This window comes from Candidatus Nitrosopumilus sp. bin_68KS, from assembly GCF_054095825.1.
Genome location: NZ_JBSWSP010000009.1, coordinates 198235 through 218491, shown reverse-complemented (window position 1 = coordinate 218491; position 20257 = coordinate 198235). Strand labels below are relative to the sequence as shown.

The following is a 20257-nucleotide window of genomic DNA, read 5'->3' as shown; positions in this document are numbered from 1 at the left end:
TTATGAGCCTGATTTCCTCTCCTTTACTTGATTTATAAAATTTCCCAATATTTTTTTTCCATCTTCTGTCATTATGGATTCTGGATGAAATTGTACTCCTTGTATGAGATATTCTTTATGGCTTATCCCCATAATTTCCCCATCATCACCAGCTGTAGCTGTGACTTGTAAAATATCAGGAATTACTGTTTTATCTCCGACCAAACTGTGGTATCTGGTTGCCCTAAACGGATTCTTTACGTTTTGGAACAATTCTGAATTTGTATGATTAACTGGACTTGTTTTTCCATGTCTAACACATCCTGCATTAGTTACTTTACCACCAAACGCATGAATTATTCCTTGATGTCCTAAACAAACTCCTAAAATTGGTGTTGTAGGTCCAATCTCTTTTATGACCTCTGAGCAAACTCCAAAGTATTTTTTATCTTCAGGAGTTCCAGGTCCTGGTGAAATAATTATGCCGTCATAGTTATTTTCTTTTATCTGTTCTAATGTGATTTTGTCATTTCTTATGACTTTGCTCTCTACTCCCAATTCTCCTAGGTACTGTGCAATATTATATACAAATGAATCATAATTATCTATAATTAGAAATTTCATTTTGATGCCTCTTTTAATGCTTGAAGCATTGCCCCTGCCTTGTGTTCTGTCTCTTTGAATTCATTTTCTGCAATAGAATCTGAAACAATTCCTGCACCTGATTGCACAAACCCTTCATCTCCGTCAATGAATATGCTTCTAATTGCAATTGCAAAATCACAACATCCATTATATGAGAAATATCCCACAGCTCCTGCATATGGTCCTCTGGCCTCTGTCTCTAATTCCTCAATTATCTGCATTGCGCGAACTTTGGGAGCTCCTGATACTGTACCTGCAGGAAATACTGCTTGAAACGCATCAAACATGTCATTTTCAGGCGCCAAATTTCCAACTACATGACTAACTATGTGCTGAACATGACTGAATTGTTTTATCTGCATTAGTGATTCTGGATGAACGCTTCCATACTTGCAGACTCTTCCTATATCGTTTCTTCCTAAATCCACTAGCATGGTATGCTCTGCTAATTCTTTTTCATCATGAATTAGTTCTTCTGCTAGTTGTTTATTTTTTTCTTCATCATCTGTAATTTTTCTTGTTCCTGCAATTGGGAATGTTTCTACTTTATCATTTGTAATTCTAACTAACATTTCCGGTGATGCACCGATGATTGTTTTTGTATCTTGCTTTAGATGATACATGTATGGTGATGGATTTAGATTTCGTAAAGTTTTGTATAGTGTTAGATTGTCTCCTTGATTTTTAAATGAAAATTTTCTAGATAATACTACTTGAAATATATCTCCATCGTGAATGTATTTTTTTGCTTTGTTTACAATTTCAGAAAATTTATCTTCATCCATATTTGGTGTTATTTCACTGGAATTGAATTCGCCAAATACATCATCATTTATAATCAATTTATCAAATCTGTTCTCATCATGATAAAAATAGAATAATTTCTTGTGTACGTTATCATATAATATCCCATCATCATAAATTCCAAACTCCATTAGCGATTGTTTTGAATTGTGGGAATCTGCAATGTTTTCTACTAATCTTATCGCATCATAGTTTACTACTCCTACTGCCCCACCTAAATATCGATAACTTTGATCATCTGATTTCCCTAGTAATTTTTTTAATTCTGAGAATGGCTCATTAGTTTGAATAGTTTTAGTTTTACCCTCTGAAATTATTTCTACTTTATCTGAATATCCTTTGAGAATAATTTTAGGATCAAATCCCATTACAGATGTCTCAGCTAAAACTTCGGGACCCGTTAATGACTCAAAGAGAAAAGAATGTGAATAGTTTCTTGATATTTTATTGTAAATTTGAAATTGATTTTCAGATAAATCTAGGGGTATTACTTTTGCTTGAGCATTTCCAAAGGTGTCCACCCATAAACAAAATTTCAGTTCTTTATTATTTAAATTGATGAGTGGGTTTTGATGGTGTAATTTTTGTTTAAAATTATTCATTTCTCAGGCATAATAAGATTACCGTATGGTACGGTACCTTTATATCATATTTGATCGTATCAAAATCACCATGCAGGGGGTAAATCAGGCTATGATGCAAAGTCTTTCAAAGTCAAAAACCACACGTTCATCAGTTTCAAAAATTGAGTGTTATGTGTGTGGTAAGGGATTAGAAGATGGTCATTGTATAACTGCCAAAACATTGCCTAATGGAACTGTTCTATTTTGTGATGTTCATTATTCTTTACAATAACCAAAAATAATTTATTTTATTTTTTCATAACTTTAAACCATCTATGCTTTTTTTGGAAATCGTATTTCCAAAAACTATCAATATTTTACATGATTCATGATATCTTGTATCAATTATCATGTCACAATTAGTACAACTACGCAAAGATGGCCTTTTACAAAAGATGCATACAGATATTGGAACAAGAGCACCATCACATCTGTTACAAGCATAAAAAATACTCTTTGAGAGAATTATATCATCTTTTGAGTTTATGGACTGATTGCGAGAAACATTGGGAGTAGATTTCTCATTATTGAAATGGTTTTTGATGAAACTTGTTTCTCTCAAAGAATTCATGAATACAATTAATGTCTATTATTATATGATGATTACTTTCATGTTGTGGTATGCTATGTACTTTAGTAGAATTTGTTTTTAGTATTGAAGTAGTTTTATTGGAATATTTTTCTGACTTTGAGTGACTTTTCATTTCCATTATCCCATGATAATTTTATTGAATCCACACTTCCAGATGAAATTTCTGTCCAAAAGTCAGCACATTGCTTTGATGATAGTTTTTTTGGCAATACAATTAAAGATTTTTCAGAATTTGATTGGAATAATATTTTGTTTTTTGATTTTTGTTCATCATTGCAAACATGGTATTTTAAAAGATGGTATTTTTCCCCAATTGATTTGTTATATGTCAGTTCAAATGACATGTTATTGTATTGAGAAACTTTGATGATTGATGGTTTAAAATAAAGTTCAGAATTTGAATCTTTGAATAACATTATGCAACTATCTATGATTCTGTTATTTTTGTACCTCTCTTTATAGATAAATTCACCAAGTTTGATATAGTTTGAAAGATGATTTTTACATCTAATTTCAGTAATGCTGGGTTTTTCTCCATATACTTCAGCCAAAAGATTTGGCATGATGATAGCTGACATTAACATTAATCCTAAAACAATCCCCCTACCCTTCAAATAAGCCACTAAAAATCTGCAAAATTATTGTTATTTATTCAAAGATTTTTGACTGTGGCATGCCTAGATTCCCTATTTTTCAGTAATTCTACTTGGATGTTCCCCTAGTTTGAACAATTGGTTTTTCCATGCAAGTAGTAACCTCAAAAATGTATTTGTCTATAGCGGAATTATTGTGGCATGCCTTATTTTGCATATATTAGTGATGTTTAAATTAATATCTAATTGATCCTGTCTAGTTAATCTCTTGAAAATCTCTTTGCTAATAATCGTAGTAATGTTTGCAATATCACTTACTTTTACAATTACGGGATTGATTTCATTTGATTTGACAGTACAGGAAAGCAAGGAATTGTTGGGTTCAAGAAATGAAGGATTTGCGTTTAATTTAATTCAAAATTTAGATAGACACATAGAAAACCGATTAATTGATTTTCAGGAATTAACAAAGACTGAATTAATACGAACCACTCTAACTGAATCAAATAAAGAATTTGAGAGAATTGAAAATATCAAAGCATATTTACAAATAAAGGAACATGAAATAGAGTTTACTGAAAATAATCCTTTCATTGGAGGAATTTCAAATGTTGCACTAACTCGAGATCTCTTAGAAACTATAGAATTCTATAAAGGTGAATATGGCTATGATGTAGTTGAAGAATTATTTGTTACAAATGCATATGGTGCAAACGTTGCTTTAGCAACTGGAACATCTGATTATTCTCAAAGCGATGAAGAATGGTGGCAGATTACAAAGGAGACAGGAAAATATGTGGGGAAAATTAAATTTGATGAAAACTATCAAAACTATTCTATAGAATTTGCATATAGTATATTTGATAATGATGAAAATTTCATTGGAATTTTAAAACTTTTAGTTACCCTTGATGTGTTACTAAATGATTTTGTTCAAGAAACTGATCTTCTAACAATTTCTGGCAGAGATGTTCTACTATTAGATAATGATGGTACACAAATTTTTGCAAATCAAAAAATCTTGTTAAATGACACTCCTGTTTTCTTTTTCCCAACAATACTAAAGGGAAATGATGTTGGATTTTTTGAATTAGATGATGAGGTAGATGATTTTCGTTTAATCTCTTATGCACAATCAACTGGGTATAGAACTTTTGAGGGATTTGGCTGGATTGTTGTAATTGAACAAAATAGCTCATCAATTGTTAATGAATTTGTAGGCTTGCGAAATTCCATCATTGGTGTGTCAATTTTAGGTATGATTGCATCCATTATTGGTGGATTTTTAATATCCAGTAATGTTTCCTCTCCGTTAAAACACATGGCAATTATTGCTGACTCTATTTCAAAAGGTGATTTTAAAATTAAAACCAAGCCTAGTAAAATAGATGAAATTAACACCATTGGAAAATCATTTGATGATATGGCAAAAAATTTACAAAAATTACTTAAAACAGAAAAAGAGTTGGCCGAAGCAAATGTCCGATTAAAAAATGAGCGTCTAGCTGCAATAGGTGAGGTTTCAGCAAGTATGGCCCATAACATAAAAAACCCTTTGGCGACTGTAAAAAGTTCAGCAGAAATTTTACAAAAAAACTCAAAGCATGATAAAGAATTAGATGATGTTATTGAACGAATGAATCGTTCTATTGATACCATATCTCATCAAATTAATGATGTCCTAAATTATGTGCGAGTTACCCCCTTAGATGTGAAATTGATTCCTATCTGTGATTTGATACAATCTGCAAAAAACTCTATTGAGATTCCTGAAAATATCTCATTTGAGGTTTCACAATCTGATCTTAAAATAAATGCCGATGTTGAAAAATTAGAGATTGTTTTAATCAACATATTCTTAAATGCAATTCAGGCAATAGGAAAAGATCCGGGCAGTATATCCTGTCTTATCGAACAAAAAAATTCAACCGCAATTATCAAAATTCAAAATTCCGGACCTGATATACCTGAAGATGTCTTGTCTCATATTTTTAAGCCTCTTGTTACCTCAAAGCAAAAAGGGACTGGTTTGGGCTTATCCACATGTAAAAATATTATTGAGCAACATAAGGGGACTATTTCTGCTCAAAACAATCCTACTGGTTTTATCATAACCTTGCATCTATCTTCAGAATAACATATGGATGATTTTTCCGAAAGTTTTATCATACTGATTTTTTTAGTCTGATGTGTGTCCCAGAAAAAAACCATTTTGCTTGTAGATGATGATATTGATCTGTTAGAAAATACATCCTACATGGTAAAGAGTATGGGTTATGATGTAGTTACAGCTGAAGATGGGCTTGATGCAGTTTCTAAATACAAAGATATTTCACCAAATTTGACTATCATGGACATAAAGATGCCTAAAATGGATGGATTTGATGCCTTTTTTAAAATAAAGAACTTTGATTCTGATGCAAAAGTGGTTCTAATTACTGCATTTTCTATGGATGAAAAAAAGCATTTGAAGGCAAAAAGTATGAATTTGTTAGGAACCATCCATAAACCATATTCCTTTGAGCAACTTGAAGAAATTGTTCTCAAACATGCGTGATTAATTTAATTTCTCTTTTTCAAAATTAGACTTTTTCTAATTTTTTTAATCTGCTAAATCTGATGTTATAAAATTTTATAGCTTCATCCACAAATTCATAATACCATTTTGATATGGATTTATCTTCCTGGATAATTCTCTTCCATTGTTTCATTTCTAATGATGATTGTTTTGATGATGCTCTAAATCTTGCAGGTACTAGCAAATTGGTATAAAACCAAATTGATATTTGATTTGCCAAATCCTTTTCATCTATCTGTTCAAAATTATTTTGATATTTTACATTCAAATATGTCATCAATTCATAAACAGGAAAATTTGAAATCTTTGCAATCTGAATATTGTCCATGAACAATCCTCCAGCTAAATTCTTTAACCTGTAAACCTCACTACCAACATTTGATTTTAGATATCCCCATTTACCAAAAACCATTGGAAGAACATCTGCATATTTTTCAGCAATTTTATCAATTTGTTTGTCTGTAAAATCTAAAACATCTAAACTATACAAAATTCCATGTAACGATAATCTGTATTGATCAGCTGGTGCTTTGACATGACTCTTTCCATCTTTTACTACTAACCCTGATTCTAATAGTCCGATAGTGTGTTTTCCTCTTGCCATTCTTCCTAATAGTAGTCTTCTGTATTCTTTTTCTTTTGTTCTGATTCCACTTGAATCATCAAGATGTGTTTTTGCTATTCCCCATGTAGTAAGTGTACCATGTAGTGCAAGTATTTCTAACATTCTTTGAACATTTTCATGGTGTTTTGTGCCTTGTTTTTTTCTAAAAGAATATGTTCCAAATAGTCGTTGAGCTGTAGGTCTAGTGTACATTTTGTATGCATGTAGATTGCCATAAATTGTTCCTTGATCATTAGAAGGCATACCACAACCTGTTGGGCATAGTCAAATAATAACCATTCTTAAACTAGTCATAATGCAAAGTCTAACTTTGAAAACAAGGCAATCTGAGCCTAGAACTAGTCTGGTAGAAACACCAGTAAAAGAAAGAGAAAAAATTCGACCTGAAATACTATCACTACAAAACACTACTGCAATGGATGTGATGGGACTATCGTGGATATTCATTGAGGATGATTATAGTTGATCCGAGAAATAATATTTACTATTTCCAAGAATTTGAAAAAAGATAATTCCATTAAATTCAATACTGCTATCTTGGAAGATTTTAAGTGAATAAAGTGGTGGATTGCAGTATGGTAATCTATCCAATCTTTACTGCACAACATGCTTCAACTTTTTACTATGATTCATGCCATACGTTTAACTAGATATGTGGGCATAATTTCATAATGAAACAATATAAAAAAATTTGTTCAATCTTTCTTTCTATTTTAATAATTACTGGAAGTATGTCTATTGCTAGTTTTTCTAATGTTGAAGCACAAACTTCCAACCTCTATGTTTCAGCTTCAAACCCGTTATCACAGAATAGGATGGCAGGACCACAAGTAATCGAGGTTGTTGTACGTGATCAAAATATCGGTGATACTGGAAAGGGATTAGGAGAGCCGGACGTTACAATTAATGGAAAAGACCTACGGATGATCCAGGCTACTGATGGTAATTGGTATGGTTATTTTTCTGATAGAAGACAAGCTCAAATTGCAGATAGTACAGTTGGTTTGACAGGAAAAGGACTTGATTTTGGAACATTTTGTTCTAGAAATACTTCTGTTCTTGGTGTTTCTGTATCTGACACAGAAGGAATTGCAATACCTGTAAGCGGTTCAGGTATTGGAGGTGAAAATGGAGCCAATCCTCCTAATCCAATCACACAGGATTGTTCTTTGTCTTCACCATTCTCAAAAAATGTGAATAATGTTGTAAGACAGCCAAAGGCAATGAATGCTGGTAATAGTATAGTCAAAGTTGGACAAATTGGTTTGGCCTCTCAAGATCTTTGGCCTTTTATTCAACTATATGATTTTTCAAAAGGAGGGAATGTAGTAATCCAATACAATAGAGGTGGTGGACCACAACAGACTACGCTTACATTTGATACTGCAGAAAAACTAGTCAAACATGAATTGGACCGATCAACCTATCCTAGATCATCTGATGTTAATCTCAAAATAACTGATCTAACTCTGAATATAGATCCTACTGATGAAGATTCATGGTCATTTGGAACTTCATCAAATCCTTCAACATATTATTTACTTTATGAGGAGTCAGGCAAACTTGATTCTGATGGGACAGCAGGTGCTGTTGACTTGGTACCTTATCTCAGTTCTATGATGTTCAAAGATAATGGTATTTTAAAAATTAATCCTAGTACACAAGGGCAATCAAATGTAATTACAATAAGAGATAATGATAATTCTGCAACAAATGGTGATGGGGAAATTGAAATCTCTCTTGTTTCAACATCAGCTGGTTCAATTGGAGCAGGTAAACAGCCCGTGACAATAACTGAAACAAATCCTAATAGCGGAATTTTTACAACATATGATCCAAACAATGATTCTGTCCTGATCACGACTCAAAATGCCCAGAGAGGAACATCTGCCACTATAGAATACAACAAAAAACCCGTAACTCTGTTAATCGGATTTGGTAAAGGTACAATATCTCTTGATGAAACATTGAAAGGAGCTGAATGGAATTCTGGTGAAGAGATGCCTGTAATTCTAGTTGATTCTGATTCAAACAAAAACAATCTTGAAAAAGAAGATCTTGATCTGTTTAACCCTGCATACAAGGCAATACCTGCTTTGAGTACTGGTGATCCATTTACTTTGGGTGAGAGCGGTGTTGGTGATACTACTAAAATCAAATCGTCTTTTCTTTCTGGATTTACACTTACTCCAGTATCTAACAAGTTTACTTTATCATCATCTATTTTGGGAACAACCACAACTACATCCGTTGAAAAATTTAGTGATAGGGCACGAATTGATCCTACCACGTCAACTAATGCAAATGCATTAGTAATTGATCTTAAAGTTCCAATCAAAGAGCTTTATGGTTCAATTAACAATCCGTTTGATCCTGCAAAAAAATTCAAGGGATTAAACATGTTTAACTATGATATCCGTTCTTTAAATAACACCATAACGAATGTGGATGTTTACTTGTTAGTAAATGAAGTATCTTCTGATATACTTGATTCTACTGGAAATCCCATAAATAATTTATCTGCAATAAAGATTGTATCTGATACTAGACTTCAAAATTTAATTAATCTTAATTCTACACAACAAGTTTCCAATCCCCAAACTTTGCATTCAAATTTGTTTTCTCAAACTTACACCGGAAATGAGTCTATTGGTTTGATGTTTGCTTTTACTCCAATTCAAAACATTGGTATGGAAACTAGACCTATTGTTGCTGATTTCTTTTCATATGGAATTCTAAATGATGGTCTTACAAAACAACAACGAATAGCAAATCAAATTGTACGTGTAGAAATGGAGGAATTAACAAAAGATTCTGGAAAATTTAGAGGAAGTCTGGAATATATTATGCTAAACCAATTGAACATTTTTAATTCTGCTACATATGAAAAAATTATTCCAATCGATGATGAACCTATCTTTCTTGTGATTGATGAATTAAAAGGCAATGATTCTCCAAGAATTAATTTCAATGATTTAGGATCTGACGGAGTACAAACTGCAATTTCAGACCAACAAGACGTACTTTCCCATATGGGTATTGTAGTTTTGTCCATTAAGACATTCAAGCCTGGTGACACAGTTGGCGTGACGTTACTTGACAAGGATCTTAATGTGGATTCGGATCTTGTTGATATCTATACTGTGGTGGATCCTTCCAAATTCCCCAATGATGTAGCATCTGATACTATAGGATTACCAAATTTAGGAATTATGAATAATGAACCATTTGGAAGACTGTTGGAAATAACATTTGATGATGAGCGTTGGTTAAAATCTACAGTATCATCTAATGGAAAGTCATGTTCTGTAATTTCTGGAAGTGATGGATTATCTTCAACTGGTTTTACTCTAGTTGAAACTGGACAAAAGACTGGGGAGTTTGTAGGAACTTTTAAGATTTCATCTCAATACTGTTCAAGAAATGATGGCGGTGTCGTAAAATCTACAACTGGAGTTGACATTGGTGCACGATATTATGATTTTCGTGGACAATCTAGTCAAGCTGCAGTTACTAGTGCCAGTGCTACAGTTGGTGCAACAAGCGGTCTTGTAAAACTAGATAGAAGTAGTTACCCAGTACCAGTAGGTTCTGTTTTAGATTTTTTTGATTCTGGAAAGTCTTCATCGACTAGACCTGATGGGTATTCTATCTTTCCATATCATCTAACGGCAATTACAAAAAATGGTGATCTAAAAGTAATTGATTCTGGAGAAGAATTGGGGCCTCAAGATACAATTCTTTATGTTCAAATTCATGATTCAGACTATAATCTTTCACCCAATGGAGAAGATGTAATTTCACAAAATATTGTAGGGTCAAATGGACCTGTCAAAGTTTTGGTAAATAGAGGATCCTCTAGCTTGCTTTTAGCTACTGCTGGTGGCGAAGAAGTAAAACAAGGTGTCATCACAATTGGAAAGAACACAAAAAGTGGAATTACTAGAGAATTAGGTCCTATTTTAGAAACAACTCCAAGCTCTGGAATATTTCAATTTAAATTGCCACTAAGATATAGTGATGGTCCATCCTCCACAAAATGTCCCCCTACAACCACATTTACAAAATTAGATAATTCTAAAACTGGCGTTCTCTCCCGATTTGACGCCTCCCCATCCACTGGAAATTACTGTATTTTGAAAGGCGACGTAATAACAGTAGAATACTCTGATCAAACTGATGCCTCAGGTTCTCCTAGAACTGTAACTGGTTCGGCAGCATTTGATTTAAGGATAGGTTCACTTCAGTCTGATAAACAATCATACATTATTGGACGTGATGTAATACTTACATTAATTGATCCAGATCTTAATTTTGATTCCAAAAAGGCTGAAACCCATTCACTTGATGTTTTAGAATGGGATTCTGATGATGCTAGGATCACAATGGGTAATCTTGGAGGGACAATAACGAAAAATGGAAAGATTTTTGACTCACAGCCTTTCGGCTTACGTGAAACTGGTGATTCCACTGGAATATTCCAAACTATTCTTAAAATCCCATCAGAAATTAATAACAAACCCGTAGACCGCGATGAACGAATTGAAATTACATATACTGATTGGGGTACTTCTGGCTCCGACTTTGTTGGTAAAACTGATCAAAAAGTAGAACTGCAATTCTATACTTCAAATCTCCAATCATTAATCACACTAGATAAGAAAATTTATTCTTGGACAGAAAAAGTCTACATTACAATTATTGCCCCTGATCATAATTTTGATGAGTATAAAATTGATCCAATTGGCCAAAATGCTAAAAATGAAATCAAAGTATCTACTAGATCAAACAAACTTTCACAATACAAACTTGTAGAGACTGGAACTGATACTGGAATATTTACAGGTGAAGTTATACTAACAGGATTCAAACACGACGCTGACGGTAATCCTAGAACTGGTGATATTGATGGCTATGATACAATGCCTAGAACAGAGCCTAAAAGTAACGGCGGTCCTACAAATGGATTTTTAGAATCTAAAAATGATGATGGACTAACTGTATCATTCAAATTCAATGACAGAGAAACAACTACTTCATCAGCTTTGATTAGATGGAATATTGGTGCTGTAGAATGGATTCAGGGTGTCACTTCATCTAATGGTAATGGTGTGATTCGCGTCATTGATCCTGACATGAATCTAAATCCTGAAACAGTAAATACATTTACAATTGATGTGTGGTCTGATTCAGATCTTGGCGGAATTGATCTTACAGTAATTGAAACTGGACCTGCAACTGGCATATTTGAAGGAAATGTTATATTTACCTCTAAAGATCAATCTTCTGGAAATAAACTAAGAGTATCTGACGGAGATACTGTCACTGCAAAATATGAAGATCATACTTTACCAAAACCCTATTCTACTGCAGATGATCTAAAGATTTCATCTACTGCTTATGTTGGTCCAATCATTCCTCCTCTAGAGCGTATACCAATATCAAGTCCTAGAACTGTTGATTCTTTTGGAAACATGTTGAATCAAATTTCTGTTGATCAACAAGTCCAAATAACTGCAAATATTTTAAACAAAAATATTGCAAAACAGTCTTTTACATATTTGGTTCAGATAAATAACGCTACCAATTCTGTGGAGTCGCTATCTTGGATTACTGGAACTTTGCTAGAGGGACAATCATTTTCTCCATCCGTATCTTGGATACCTGATAGTTCAGGAAAATATACTGCAACAATTTTTGTTTGGCAAAGCCTGGCTAATCCTATGGCTTTAAGCCCTCCAGTTAAATTGGATATCGTAATTATTGAAAATTAAATAATTACATTCAAATTTCATTTGTTTGTAGGACACGTGTTATAATACACATGTCATTTTAAATTGTTGTAATTGTTATGTCATCAAACAACTCTTCAGATTTTTTGATAATTTTTTTATCGTCAGCATCTGGTTCTGCTGAAATTAATACTAAATTATCTCCTATTGGTACGCTAATAATCAATTGCTTTGTTCTTCTTGATGCGATATAATCTATTGGTCCTAACACATCATCTAGTTCCTTTCTCATCTTAAAATCTAATTGCATCTGCATGTATGTCATTGAAATTTTTTCATCTTCAATGAGTGGTGATTTTCCTTTTTTGAATCCGCCTGCTACTAATCTGCCAAGCTCATTTATGACTCCAACATGTCTTACTTTATCTTCATGGGATAATTTTTCACATGCATTATCTAATTTTTTAATATCATTTGGTGATAGTAATGCCATAATGATTTGTTTCTGTATACTCTAATTTTAGGATTATTCATAATCGTCCCCGCCGAAGAGTTTTTTCCTTTTTTTACGAGTTGTCATATTGACTCCTTTTTAGATTATCTCTGCCATTTTGAATAAGAATACCAGATGAATCTTTAGATTGATATGTCTCTAGTTTTTTATCTTGATTTCCTAGAAAATTAACTTTAACTGTTAATCCATAGAAATAATTATTTGAAAATTGCTTTATAGATATGTCGTTATTACATTGAATTTCGTATTAAACAACTCTATTTTTGATTTAATGTGAATAAATCTATTCTAATTACTCTCATATCAAATTTAGTAATGTAGTTGATTTAGTACGCATAAATAGTCAATTAACTTTATGACTGTATGGGGCTTTCAAATCCTGCACTTTTAGGCCTGAAAATATTTCCACCCAATTCCATTCGCACTAAGACTTTGGAGTTTTTTGAATTTCTAAAATATGAGACAAAACAATTTCGAGATGATCCATCAATTTCAAAAGATAGTATTTTTGATGCAATACATTCTAGCATCAAAATAAAGCAAACAAAACAACAATCTCAAACAAAAAAACAATTTGAAGAATTCTTAAAGAATCTTGACAAGACCCTGATGATAAAAAATTCTGATGACGAACTCTCTGATGTCAAATGGGATGAGATAGATGGCTTTTGCAGCTTGTTACGTTTGATTGAAAGAAGTGATGAAAGAAAGGTACGATGGGCATTATATCATCAATATGTATCTGGCAACCCTAAAATTTCAACTGACAGATTAACTAGTCTTTTAAAAGAATTTAAAATTAAAAATTTACAAAAAATTTTAAAGAAAATTTTAAAGGCTGAAACATTATCTGGTTTGGATGCAGAATTTAATGGAGTGTTATTTACAATTAAGCATCAACCTGAGGATAAACTTGTATCTCATTATTTGGCAGATGCCATTGAAGAGCCATCTAGGCGTTCTCCAGGTGACTTAGAAAAAGAAATTCTTGCATTGATTGATGAAGGCTCTTATTCTAACCAAGAAATTTCTCAAGCCTTGCTAATTGATGAAGGTCTTGTATCGAGAACAATTTCAAAATTACGAGAACAAGAAAAAATTATTTTATCCAGTTTTGGTCAACGTGGAATAAGATACTTTACTACGAATTGTGATAACTGTCCATTTGGAACGACCAAACCTTCTTGTAGAAAAGAAGCACTGTCTTTTATTATCTCAGCATTCATGAATGATTTTGGTGTGAATCTTTCAGCAAGGGATTTTGATTCTGTAGAAAGTAATCAAGCGATTTTGAAAATTAAACGAATCATCATGATGGCAAGAAAAGAAAAGAACACAAAATTAGAACGCAATTTAAGTGAGAATCTTGATGTAATTCTTGCAAAAGTAGTTGACAAATTTGTCGACATTGAATTTCCTGATAAAAAATTCCCAAATGTTCCTGAGATTAACCTCAAAGTGCCTTCTAACATCTCCAATCTGCCTCTTTTGTATCAATTAGGACTTAGAAAAGGGGCTCAAGGGGGAATACATTTGATGGATGAAATACTCCATTTAGCATCAAAATCCATCAACAAAGACGATCGTATGAAAATTAAAAAACACTCTCTTGTTGAGGCTAACAAATTTCTTCAATATTTGGGAATAGATAGAAGGGATTTGAATTGATTTAGTTTGGGCTAAATTCAAAAATTATTGCCTTTATATACATGAAATTAGAACTCATTTTGTGAAATTAACTAGTTTATTGGTGTTTTCTTTAGTTGTTATATTATTTTCAAGTCCTCTAACATCTCAATCTTTTGCGGATGTTATTCCACCAAAACAACAAATGAAACTTAATTTTACTGCAGAGCAAATAGTTTGTGTTGAAGGCTTTGTAAAGATTACAAAAGCATCTTCTGGAAATGTATCTTGTGTAAAACCTGCATCTGCTGAAAAACTTTCTCAAATGGGATGGGCTAAAACACTAACAGAGCAAAAACTAGATGAAATTAAAACAAAGAAAGTTACAAAGGGTGAACCAGCTGGAACAATTAAAAAAGTTGCAACAGTTAAACAGTTTGCAAAATCCATAAAGGCAGGAACCTCAACGAGCGTCACTGGTTATGTGTATGTATTTGAAGCCTGTTCAAACTCTAAAATAATTCGTGCACCTGAAATTTTTGTAACATCTGACAGTGAAACTAAAAATGTAAAACTTGGAAGTATGATTGAACCAAATTCTTGTTACATAAGCTCTGTAATTATCAAAGCTGCAGATCCTGATTCAATTACTGCAACTTTGCTAAACAAGGGTGGAATTTCTGAAACAATAACTGGGCTTGAAACAAAAATCGCTGACATAAAATCTCAAATTAGTACAATTAAAAACTCAATTCCAAAAACTGCTGAAACTGTAACTCCTGAAACATTGAACAGTATAATATCACTTAAAAAAGAACTAAAGGACTCTGAGGATCAATTAAGGAGATATATGATTGCATTATTAGTCCCCCCAAATACTGAGGTGTCTAAGATTGACATTCCAAAATCCCTTAAAGGTGAACCAATTGTTGGAATGATGACTAATCTTGTATCTGTCACTGAAAGTATTGTAAAATCTGATTCTACAAATCCTGATGTAAAGAGGTATAATGTGGTCTTTGAAGCATGTGCTGGTAAAGATAGCATCCGTGTTCCATTAATCACAATAAATTCTGATTCAGAGTCTGTTGATGTAAAATTAATTAATAGAATTGTTCCTGAGTCTTGCCAAGTAGGAATCACAAGAATTAATGCACTTGATTCAGAATCAATTATGTCTAAGATTAGTGAAAATTCAGGAATTTCAAAACAAATTACTGCACTTGAACAACATATTGATGAATTACAACTCCAATTAGGTGAAAAACGTACTAGTTTGAATATTTTGGTTTCAAAACAACTAGACTCTGTAGGTGAGGAACAAGTTACAAACCTGGCATTGGAAATCAGTGATTTACGAAAAGAATTGCTAGAATCTAGAATTAAACTAAATGGTTTGATGTTGGGACTTTGATTCTAATCAAAATAAAGAGGTCATAAAAAATAAACCAACACCAATTAGAATATACAAATCTTTAATCAAATTGGTGGGTAGGAATTGAGAGATAAGATTGGGATTATAATTAATCGTCTTGTTTATGGTTTTACTTTTGCCTTTTTGTATCAAATTGTAATTGGAATAGCTACATCACTACTTTCATTACCTCTAACGGGTAACATTCAGGATCTAATTTCTGGAGTTGAACAAATAGACTCGCAACAAGGGCCTTGGCTTGTTACATGGTGGATAATTTCCACAATTATCATCACTGTTATGGCTTTGATGATTATTCGTTATAAAAAATATATTTCACCCTACAAAGGAGAAAAAAATATCGAGGTTCCGCCAAAAATTACTGTAGTAACTGCAATAATAATTGGTGCACTAATTTCATTTTTGTTTTTCTTACTTGATTCAATAATCGGTTTATTTGCAAAAGCAGGAACGGCTACCGATGTAGAGGCAATCTATCAAGCTGCAGTTGTGGGAGATTTCACTCCGTTAGGAATTAGTATTGTTTTTTCAATAATTGCGGGATTCATAATTGTTGGAGTTGCAGGTAAGACATCAAAAGTCAAAGAAATAACAAAAGATCTTGGATTACAAGATATTACAAAAATTTCACAGATACTTAACAAAACCAAAACTCAAAAAACCTCACTATCTGATACTATTGGCCAAAGCCCTGGAGCATTAATTCACGTTGGAGAACAAAAAGTAGAGAATGTTCGAATAGATATGATGGAGTACGATGAAAAAACAATCAATGAAAAAACTGATGTAAATATTCAAGATTGTTTAGAGTCAAAGGACAAACCAAATGTTTCATGGGTAAATGTTATCGGAATACATGATCCAAAAATTATTGAAGCGTTTGGAAATAGTTTTGAAATCCATCCTCTACATCAATCCAATATTATGAATACTGAGTTAAGACCTTCAATTGAGGTTGCAGATAATTATATCATGATAATGCTAAAGATGCCTCATTACATTAATGAAACCGGGAAGCTGCAATTAGAGCAAATATCAATAGTTATTGCAAAAGATCATGTTATAACATTTCAAGAAATTGAGGCTGATTTCTTTGATCAAATTCGAAAAAGACTTCGAAATAAAACTGGTACTATCAGAACTCAAAAAAGTGATTATCTTGCATATGCAATCATTGATGCGATAATTGATAGTTATTTTTTGGTTATCGAAAAAATTGGTGATATTACAGAGGAATTAGAAGAAGAATTGATGAAAAACCCTACAGCTGATACAATGCAGACAATTCAAACATTAAAGCGAAGAATGATTGCTTTAAGAAAATCAATCTGGCCAGCTCGTGAAATAATAGATTTTCTAGGACGTGATTCCACCATTCTCATTTCAGATAACACTAGAACTTATTTGCGTGATGTATACAATCACGTAATCCAAGTTATTGATACTATAGAGGGATTGCGAGATGTTATTGGTGGTATGCTTGACACATATCTGTCCAGTGTCAGTAACAGGATGAATGAAGTAATGAAGACACTTACTATCATTGCAGCTATTTTCATTCCTATTACATTTATAGCTGGTATTTATGGAACCAATTTCGTTTATGTTCCAGAATTACAATGGGAGTATAGTTATTTTGCAATGCTGACTGCTATGGGTATCATTACTGGATTTATGTTGTTGTGGTTTAAACGAAAGAAGTGGCTCTAAGGCGTGACAAATAAAATACTTCAACGAGTATATGAAATTTTAGAGGGGACCAATAATGACAAAATTACAAAGAGTTTTCAAATTTTTATCATCACTTTAATTGCTGTAAACGTCCTAGTTGTAATAGTTGAAACAGAAGAATCTGTTTTAGATGAATATGGTTATTTGTTTACACCATTTGAAATTTTCTCTGTCGTAATTTTTACTGCTGAATATTTAGGAAGGGTAGTTGTTTTCAAATTAAATCCCAAATACAATAATTCTAAATTTGGATTGGCCCGACTGCTAATTTCACCTATGATGTTAGTTGATTTAGCTGCCATATTGCCATTCTTCTTGCCATTTGTTGTCACAGATACTAGATTCATTAGAATAATCCGACTCTTGAGACTATTTCGATTATTCAAACTTTCAAGATATTCTGAACCTATGCAAACACTTGGAATTGTATTCAAATCAAAAGCTGGTGATTTGGCAGTAGCCTTTTTCATTCTCTTTATCGTATTAATTTTTGCATCTAGTTTGATGTATAATGCAGAACATGAAGCCCAACCTGACGTATTTTCTAGCATTCCTGCATCCATGTGGTGGGGAATAGTCACTCTTACAACAATTGGTTATGGGGATGTCTATCCTGTCACGGTTCCAGGTAAATTAATTGCAGCCGGTGTGGCAGTTATTGGAATAGCCGTATATGCTATACCTACTGGAATTATGGCATCTGCATTTACCGAGGAATTGAGAAATAAAAGAGAACAAAAAAGCAACACTTGTCCACACTGTGGAAAGGATATTCACCATACATGAAATTAAAAATTGGACATTAGAAAATATGTTCTGGGTGGTTTGTTGAAGACTTAACGTTCTATCTCTACAAAAATATAATCTTTCTTTGATTTGGGAATGATCTTCATTATCTCACTTTCTATTTCATCTGTAATTGTTTCTATTTTGTCTGTATCTAATCCATCAATTAGGTTGACTTCGATTCCAACTATGACAGTTGTGGGACTAAGATGCATTGTTTTCATGTTGACAACTTTGTGTACTTCGGGTATTTTGTTTACTAGAGATAGAATATCTTTTTTTTGTTCTTCTGAAACTGATTCGCCTAACAACAATCCTCTGTTTTCTTTTGCCAAGAAAAATGCAAAAGACATCAGTAGGACTCCTATGATGATGGAACTAACAGCGTCAAATTGGGAATTTCCTGTAATGTCGGTTAGTAAAATTCCAACTACTGCAATCGCAATTCCAAATAGTGCCGCAGTATCTTCAACTATGACTGTTAACAGAGATGTGTCTTTACTATTTTTAAATTCTTTCCATAAATTTGAAAAATTAGCTTTATCTCCGCGTCCCTTAATTGGTTTTTTGAAATGAATGATTGCAATTCTTAATGCATTAGCTTCAAATCCAAAAGCTATGATTAATACAATGTAATTGATCATTGGATTTTCTAAATGATGTCCTTCTCCTAATAATGATGAAAATCCTTGCTCTAAAGACAAAATTCCTGAAATTCCAAATATCATAGTAGCTACAATAAATGACCAAAAAAATTGTGATTTCCCATAACCAAATTGATGCAAATCTGTTTCTGGCCTTTTACTTAACCTAATTCCTAACAATAAGAGAATTTGGTTTACTGTATCTGATCCGGAGTGATATGATTCTGCCCACATTGATGCACTACCAGTCATGCCTGCAGCAATGAATTTTGTAATCGCTATTCCTAAATTCCCAAAAAGTGCAGCATAAACTGCTTTAGTAGAACCTCCTGCCAAAACTATTCCTTGTTTTCCTCCTTACCTGAATTATTTTCTTTCTCAGACTTTTTTTCTTTCTCTATTTTCTTTTCAATCTCATCTGTTTCTTTCTCTATTTTCTTTTCAATCTCATCTGTTTCTTTCTCTATTTTCTTTTCAAGATTCTCATGTTTTTCTTCTATTTTTTCTACATGTACTTTGATTTTTTCATTAATCTGTTCTTCAATTTTCTCCTCAAGTTTTTCCTCTACTGCAGGAATGATCTTTCTTTTCACCAAAAATAAAATTCGTAAAATTGTTTCTACTATAATTGCATAAATTACAAATCCTAGAATATTGCCTAAAAATGGAATAAATGCATATGCTCTATCTATGATGTCATTTGGTGTAAAGAAAATGTTACTTGTAAGAAAGATACCTAATAATGCAAATGGAATTAATTTTGCAAAATCTTTTGCAAGATCCTCTTTATAGTATGCTGAAATTCTAACTGTAACTACAAGTGATATGACAATTAAAAATACATGTTCTTTTGGAATATCTGGTGCCATAAAGAACAAAAATGTAGAATAAACAACAAACCAAACTAAAACAACTAGCGGAAAAACTATGACATATTTTAAAACATAAGCAATAATTGATGTGATTTTTTTACCGTCTGTTTGATATTTTTTAAGACCTAATGGAATCATTTCACGTCTTGCAATAAACCTGTAAAAATTCCAAATGAAAAATCCATAAATTACCATTCCAATTGAGTATGCAATTAACTCTGTAAATGATACTTCGATACCAAATTGACTTGTAATATTTTCAATATTTTTTAATGGATTGATTAGACTATCATCAATTGTAATTCCGCCAATTGTTGCCCAGACTCCTGGTGTTCCCACAAGATTTTCACCAGACGTAGCAAATACTAGTGGTATGATAGGAAGAAAAAATAACAAGCATATGTAAAATGATAATTTCAATTTGAGCATTCTAACTTACGCTCCAATCTGTTAAAACTTTTTTTTGGGAAATTAAAAT

General features: G+C 32.5%; 16 protein-coding genes. 9 read left to right on the top strand and 7 right to left on the bottom strand.

Annotation, left to right across the window (positions count from 1 at the left end):
* The gene (locus tag ACW9W3_RS04520; protein ID WP_457764970.1) at positions 1-603 is read right to left on the bottom strand and encodes an anthranilate synthase component II; all 603 of its coding nucleotides are present in this window, start codon (positions 601-603) and stop codon (positions 1-3) included.
* Positions 600-1949 carry an anthranilate synthase component I family protein gene (locus ACW9W3_RS04515; RefSeq protein ID WP_457764969.1) on the bottom strand — a complete coding sequence of 450 codons (1350 nt, stop codon included), beginning with the start codon at positions 1947-1949 and terminating at the stop codon, positions 600-602. Before ACW9W3_RS04515 ends, ACW9W3_RS04520 begins: the two co-directional genes overlap by 4 nt.
* Before the next feature lie 151 nt (positions 1950-2100).
* Between ACW9W3_RS04515 and ACW9W3_RS04510 the strand changes: the two genes are divergently transcribed.
* The gene (locus tag ACW9W3_RS04510; RefSeq protein ID WP_457764968.1) at positions 2101-2283 is read left to right on the top strand and encodes a hypothetical protein; all 183 of its coding nucleotides are present in this window, start codon (positions 2101-2103) and stop codon (positions 2281-2283) included.
* A gap of 434 nt (positions 2284-2717) precedes the next feature.
* Here the strand turns inward: ACW9W3_RS04510 and ACW9W3_RS04505 are convergent, their stop codons facing one another.
* The gene (locus ACW9W3_RS04505; RefSeq protein ID WP_457764967.1) at positions 2718-3266 is read right to left on the bottom strand and encodes a hypothetical protein; all 549 of its coding nucleotides are present in this window, start codon (positions 3264-3266) and stop codon (positions 2718-2720) included.
* 250 nt (positions 3267-3516) lie between these two features.
* On the opposite strand from ACW9W3_RS04505, the gene ACW9W3_RS04500 reads away from it, so the two are divergent.
* Together ACW9W3_RS04500 and ACW9W3_RS04495 are read left to right on the top strand one after the other, a co-directional pair.
* A complete protein-coding gene (locus ACW9W3_RS04500; protein WP_457764966.1) occupies positions 3517-5373 on the top strand; it encodes an ATP-binding protein in 1857 nt (618 codons plus the stop codon).
* Between the two features lie 54 nt (positions 5374-5427).
* Positions 5428-5793, top strand: a complete 366-nt coding sequence (locus ACW9W3_RS04495; RefSeq protein WP_457764965.1) for a response regulator — start codon at positions 5428-5430, stop codon at positions 5791-5793.
* A gap of 25 nt (positions 5794-5818) precedes the next feature.
* Here ACW9W3_RS04495 and ACW9W3_RS04490 read toward each other — a convergent pair whose 3' ends face one another.
* The gene (locus ACW9W3_RS04490; protein WP_457764964.1) at positions 5819-6682 is read right to left on the bottom strand and encodes a hypothetical protein; all 864 of its coding nucleotides are present in this window, start codon (positions 6680-6682) and stop codon (positions 5819-5821) included.
* A gap of 67 nt (positions 6683-6749) precedes the next feature.
* On the opposite strand from ACW9W3_RS04490, the gene ACW9W3_RS04485 reads away from it, so the two are divergent.
* Both ACW9W3_RS04485 and ACW9W3_RS04480 read left to right on the top strand, forming a co-directional pair.
* On the top strand, positions 6750-6905 hold the full coding sequence (locus tag ACW9W3_RS04485; RefSeq protein ID WP_457764963.1) for a hypothetical protein: 156 nt from the start codon (positions 6750-6752) through the stop codon (positions 6903-6905).
* 205 nt (positions 6906-7110) lie between these two features.
* On the top strand, positions 7111-12213 hold the full coding sequence (locus ACW9W3_RS04480) for a hypothetical protein (protein ID WP_457764962.1): 5103 nt from the start codon (positions 7111-7113) through the stop codon (positions 12211-12213).
* Between the two features lie 58 nt (positions 12214-12271).
* Here the strand turns inward: ACW9W3_RS04480 and ACW9W3_RS04475 are convergent, their stop codons facing one another.
* On the bottom strand, positions 12272-12664 hold the full coding sequence (locus ACW9W3_RS04475) for a DUF6659 family protein (RefSeq protein ID WP_457764961.1): 393 nt from the start codon (positions 12662-12664) through the stop codon (positions 12272-12274).
* Between the two features lie 384 nt (positions 12665-13048).
* Between ACW9W3_RS04475 and ACW9W3_RS04470 the strand changes: the two genes are divergently transcribed.
* The 4 genes from ACW9W3_RS04470 (at position 13049) to ACW9W3_RS04455 (ending at position 18263) form a co-directional block, all read left to right on the top strand.
* Positions 13049-14353, top strand: coding sequence for a hypothetical protein (locus tag ACW9W3_RS04470; protein WP_457764960.1), 1305 nt, complete (start codon positions 13049-13051; stop codon positions 14351-14353).
* Between the two features lie 61 nt (positions 14354-14414).
* Positions 14415-15725, top strand: coding sequence for a hypothetical protein (locus tag ACW9W3_RS04465; protein ID WP_457764959.1), 1311 nt, complete (start codon positions 14415-14417; stop codon positions 15723-15725).
* 84 nt (positions 15726-15809) lie between these two features.
* The gene (gene corA, locus ACW9W3_RS04460) at positions 15810-17456 is read left to right on the top strand and encodes a magnesium/cobalt transporter CorA (RefSeq protein ID WP_457764958.1); all 1647 of its coding nucleotides are present in this window, start codon (positions 15810-15812) and stop codon (positions 17454-17456) included.
* A 3-nt stretch (positions 17457-17459) separates the two neighbouring features.
* Positions 17460-18263 carry an ion transporter gene (locus tag ACW9W3_RS04455; RefSeq protein ID WP_457764957.1) on the top strand — a complete coding sequence of 268 codons (804 nt, stop codon included), beginning with the start codon at positions 17460-17462 and terminating at the stop codon, positions 18261-18263.
* A gap of 50 nt (positions 18264-18313) precedes the next feature.
* Here the strand turns inward: ACW9W3_RS04455 and ACW9W3_RS04450 are convergent, their stop codons facing one another.
* A complete protein-coding gene (locus ACW9W3_RS04450) occupies positions 18314-19243 on the bottom strand; it encodes a cation diffusion facilitator family transporter (protein WP_457764956.1) in 930 nt (309 codons plus the stop codon).
* 2 nt (positions 19244-19245) lie between these two features.
* Positions 19246-20175: a hypothetical protein gene (locus ACW9W3_RS04445; protein ID WP_457764955.1), complete on the bottom strand. Its 930-nt coding sequence runs from the start codon at positions 20173-20175 to the stop codon at positions 19246-19248.
* Between the last annotated feature and the right edge of the window lie 82 nt (positions 20176-20257).

What these genes read in the sequence shown, in the direction of transcription:
- ACW9W3_RS04470 (WP_457764960.1), top strand. Translation starts at nt 13,049, where the DNA reads ATGGGGCTTTCAAATCCTGCACTTTTAGGCCTGAAAATATTTCCACCC.
- ACW9W3_RS04475 (WP_457764961.1), bottom strand. Translation starts at nt 12,664, where the DNA reads ATGGCATTACTATCACCAAATGATATTAAAAAATTAGATAATGCATGT.
- ACW9W3_RS04510 (WP_457764968.1), top strand. Translation starts at nt 2,101, where the DNA reads ATGCAGGGGGTAAATCAGGCTATGATGCAAAGTCTTTCAAAGTCAAAA.
- ACW9W3_RS04480 (WP_457764962.1), top strand. Translation starts at nt 7,111, where the DNA reads ATGAAACAATATAAAAAAATTTGTTCAATCTTTCTTTCTATTTTAATA.
- ACW9W3_RS04520 (WP_457764970.1), bottom strand. Translation starts at nt 603, where the DNA reads ATGAAATTTCTAATTATAGATAATTATGATTCATTTGTATATAATATT.
- ACW9W3_RS04490 (WP_457764964.1), bottom strand. Translation starts at nt 6,682, where the DNA reads ATGCCTTCTAATGATCAAGGAACAATTTATGGCAATCTACATGCATAC.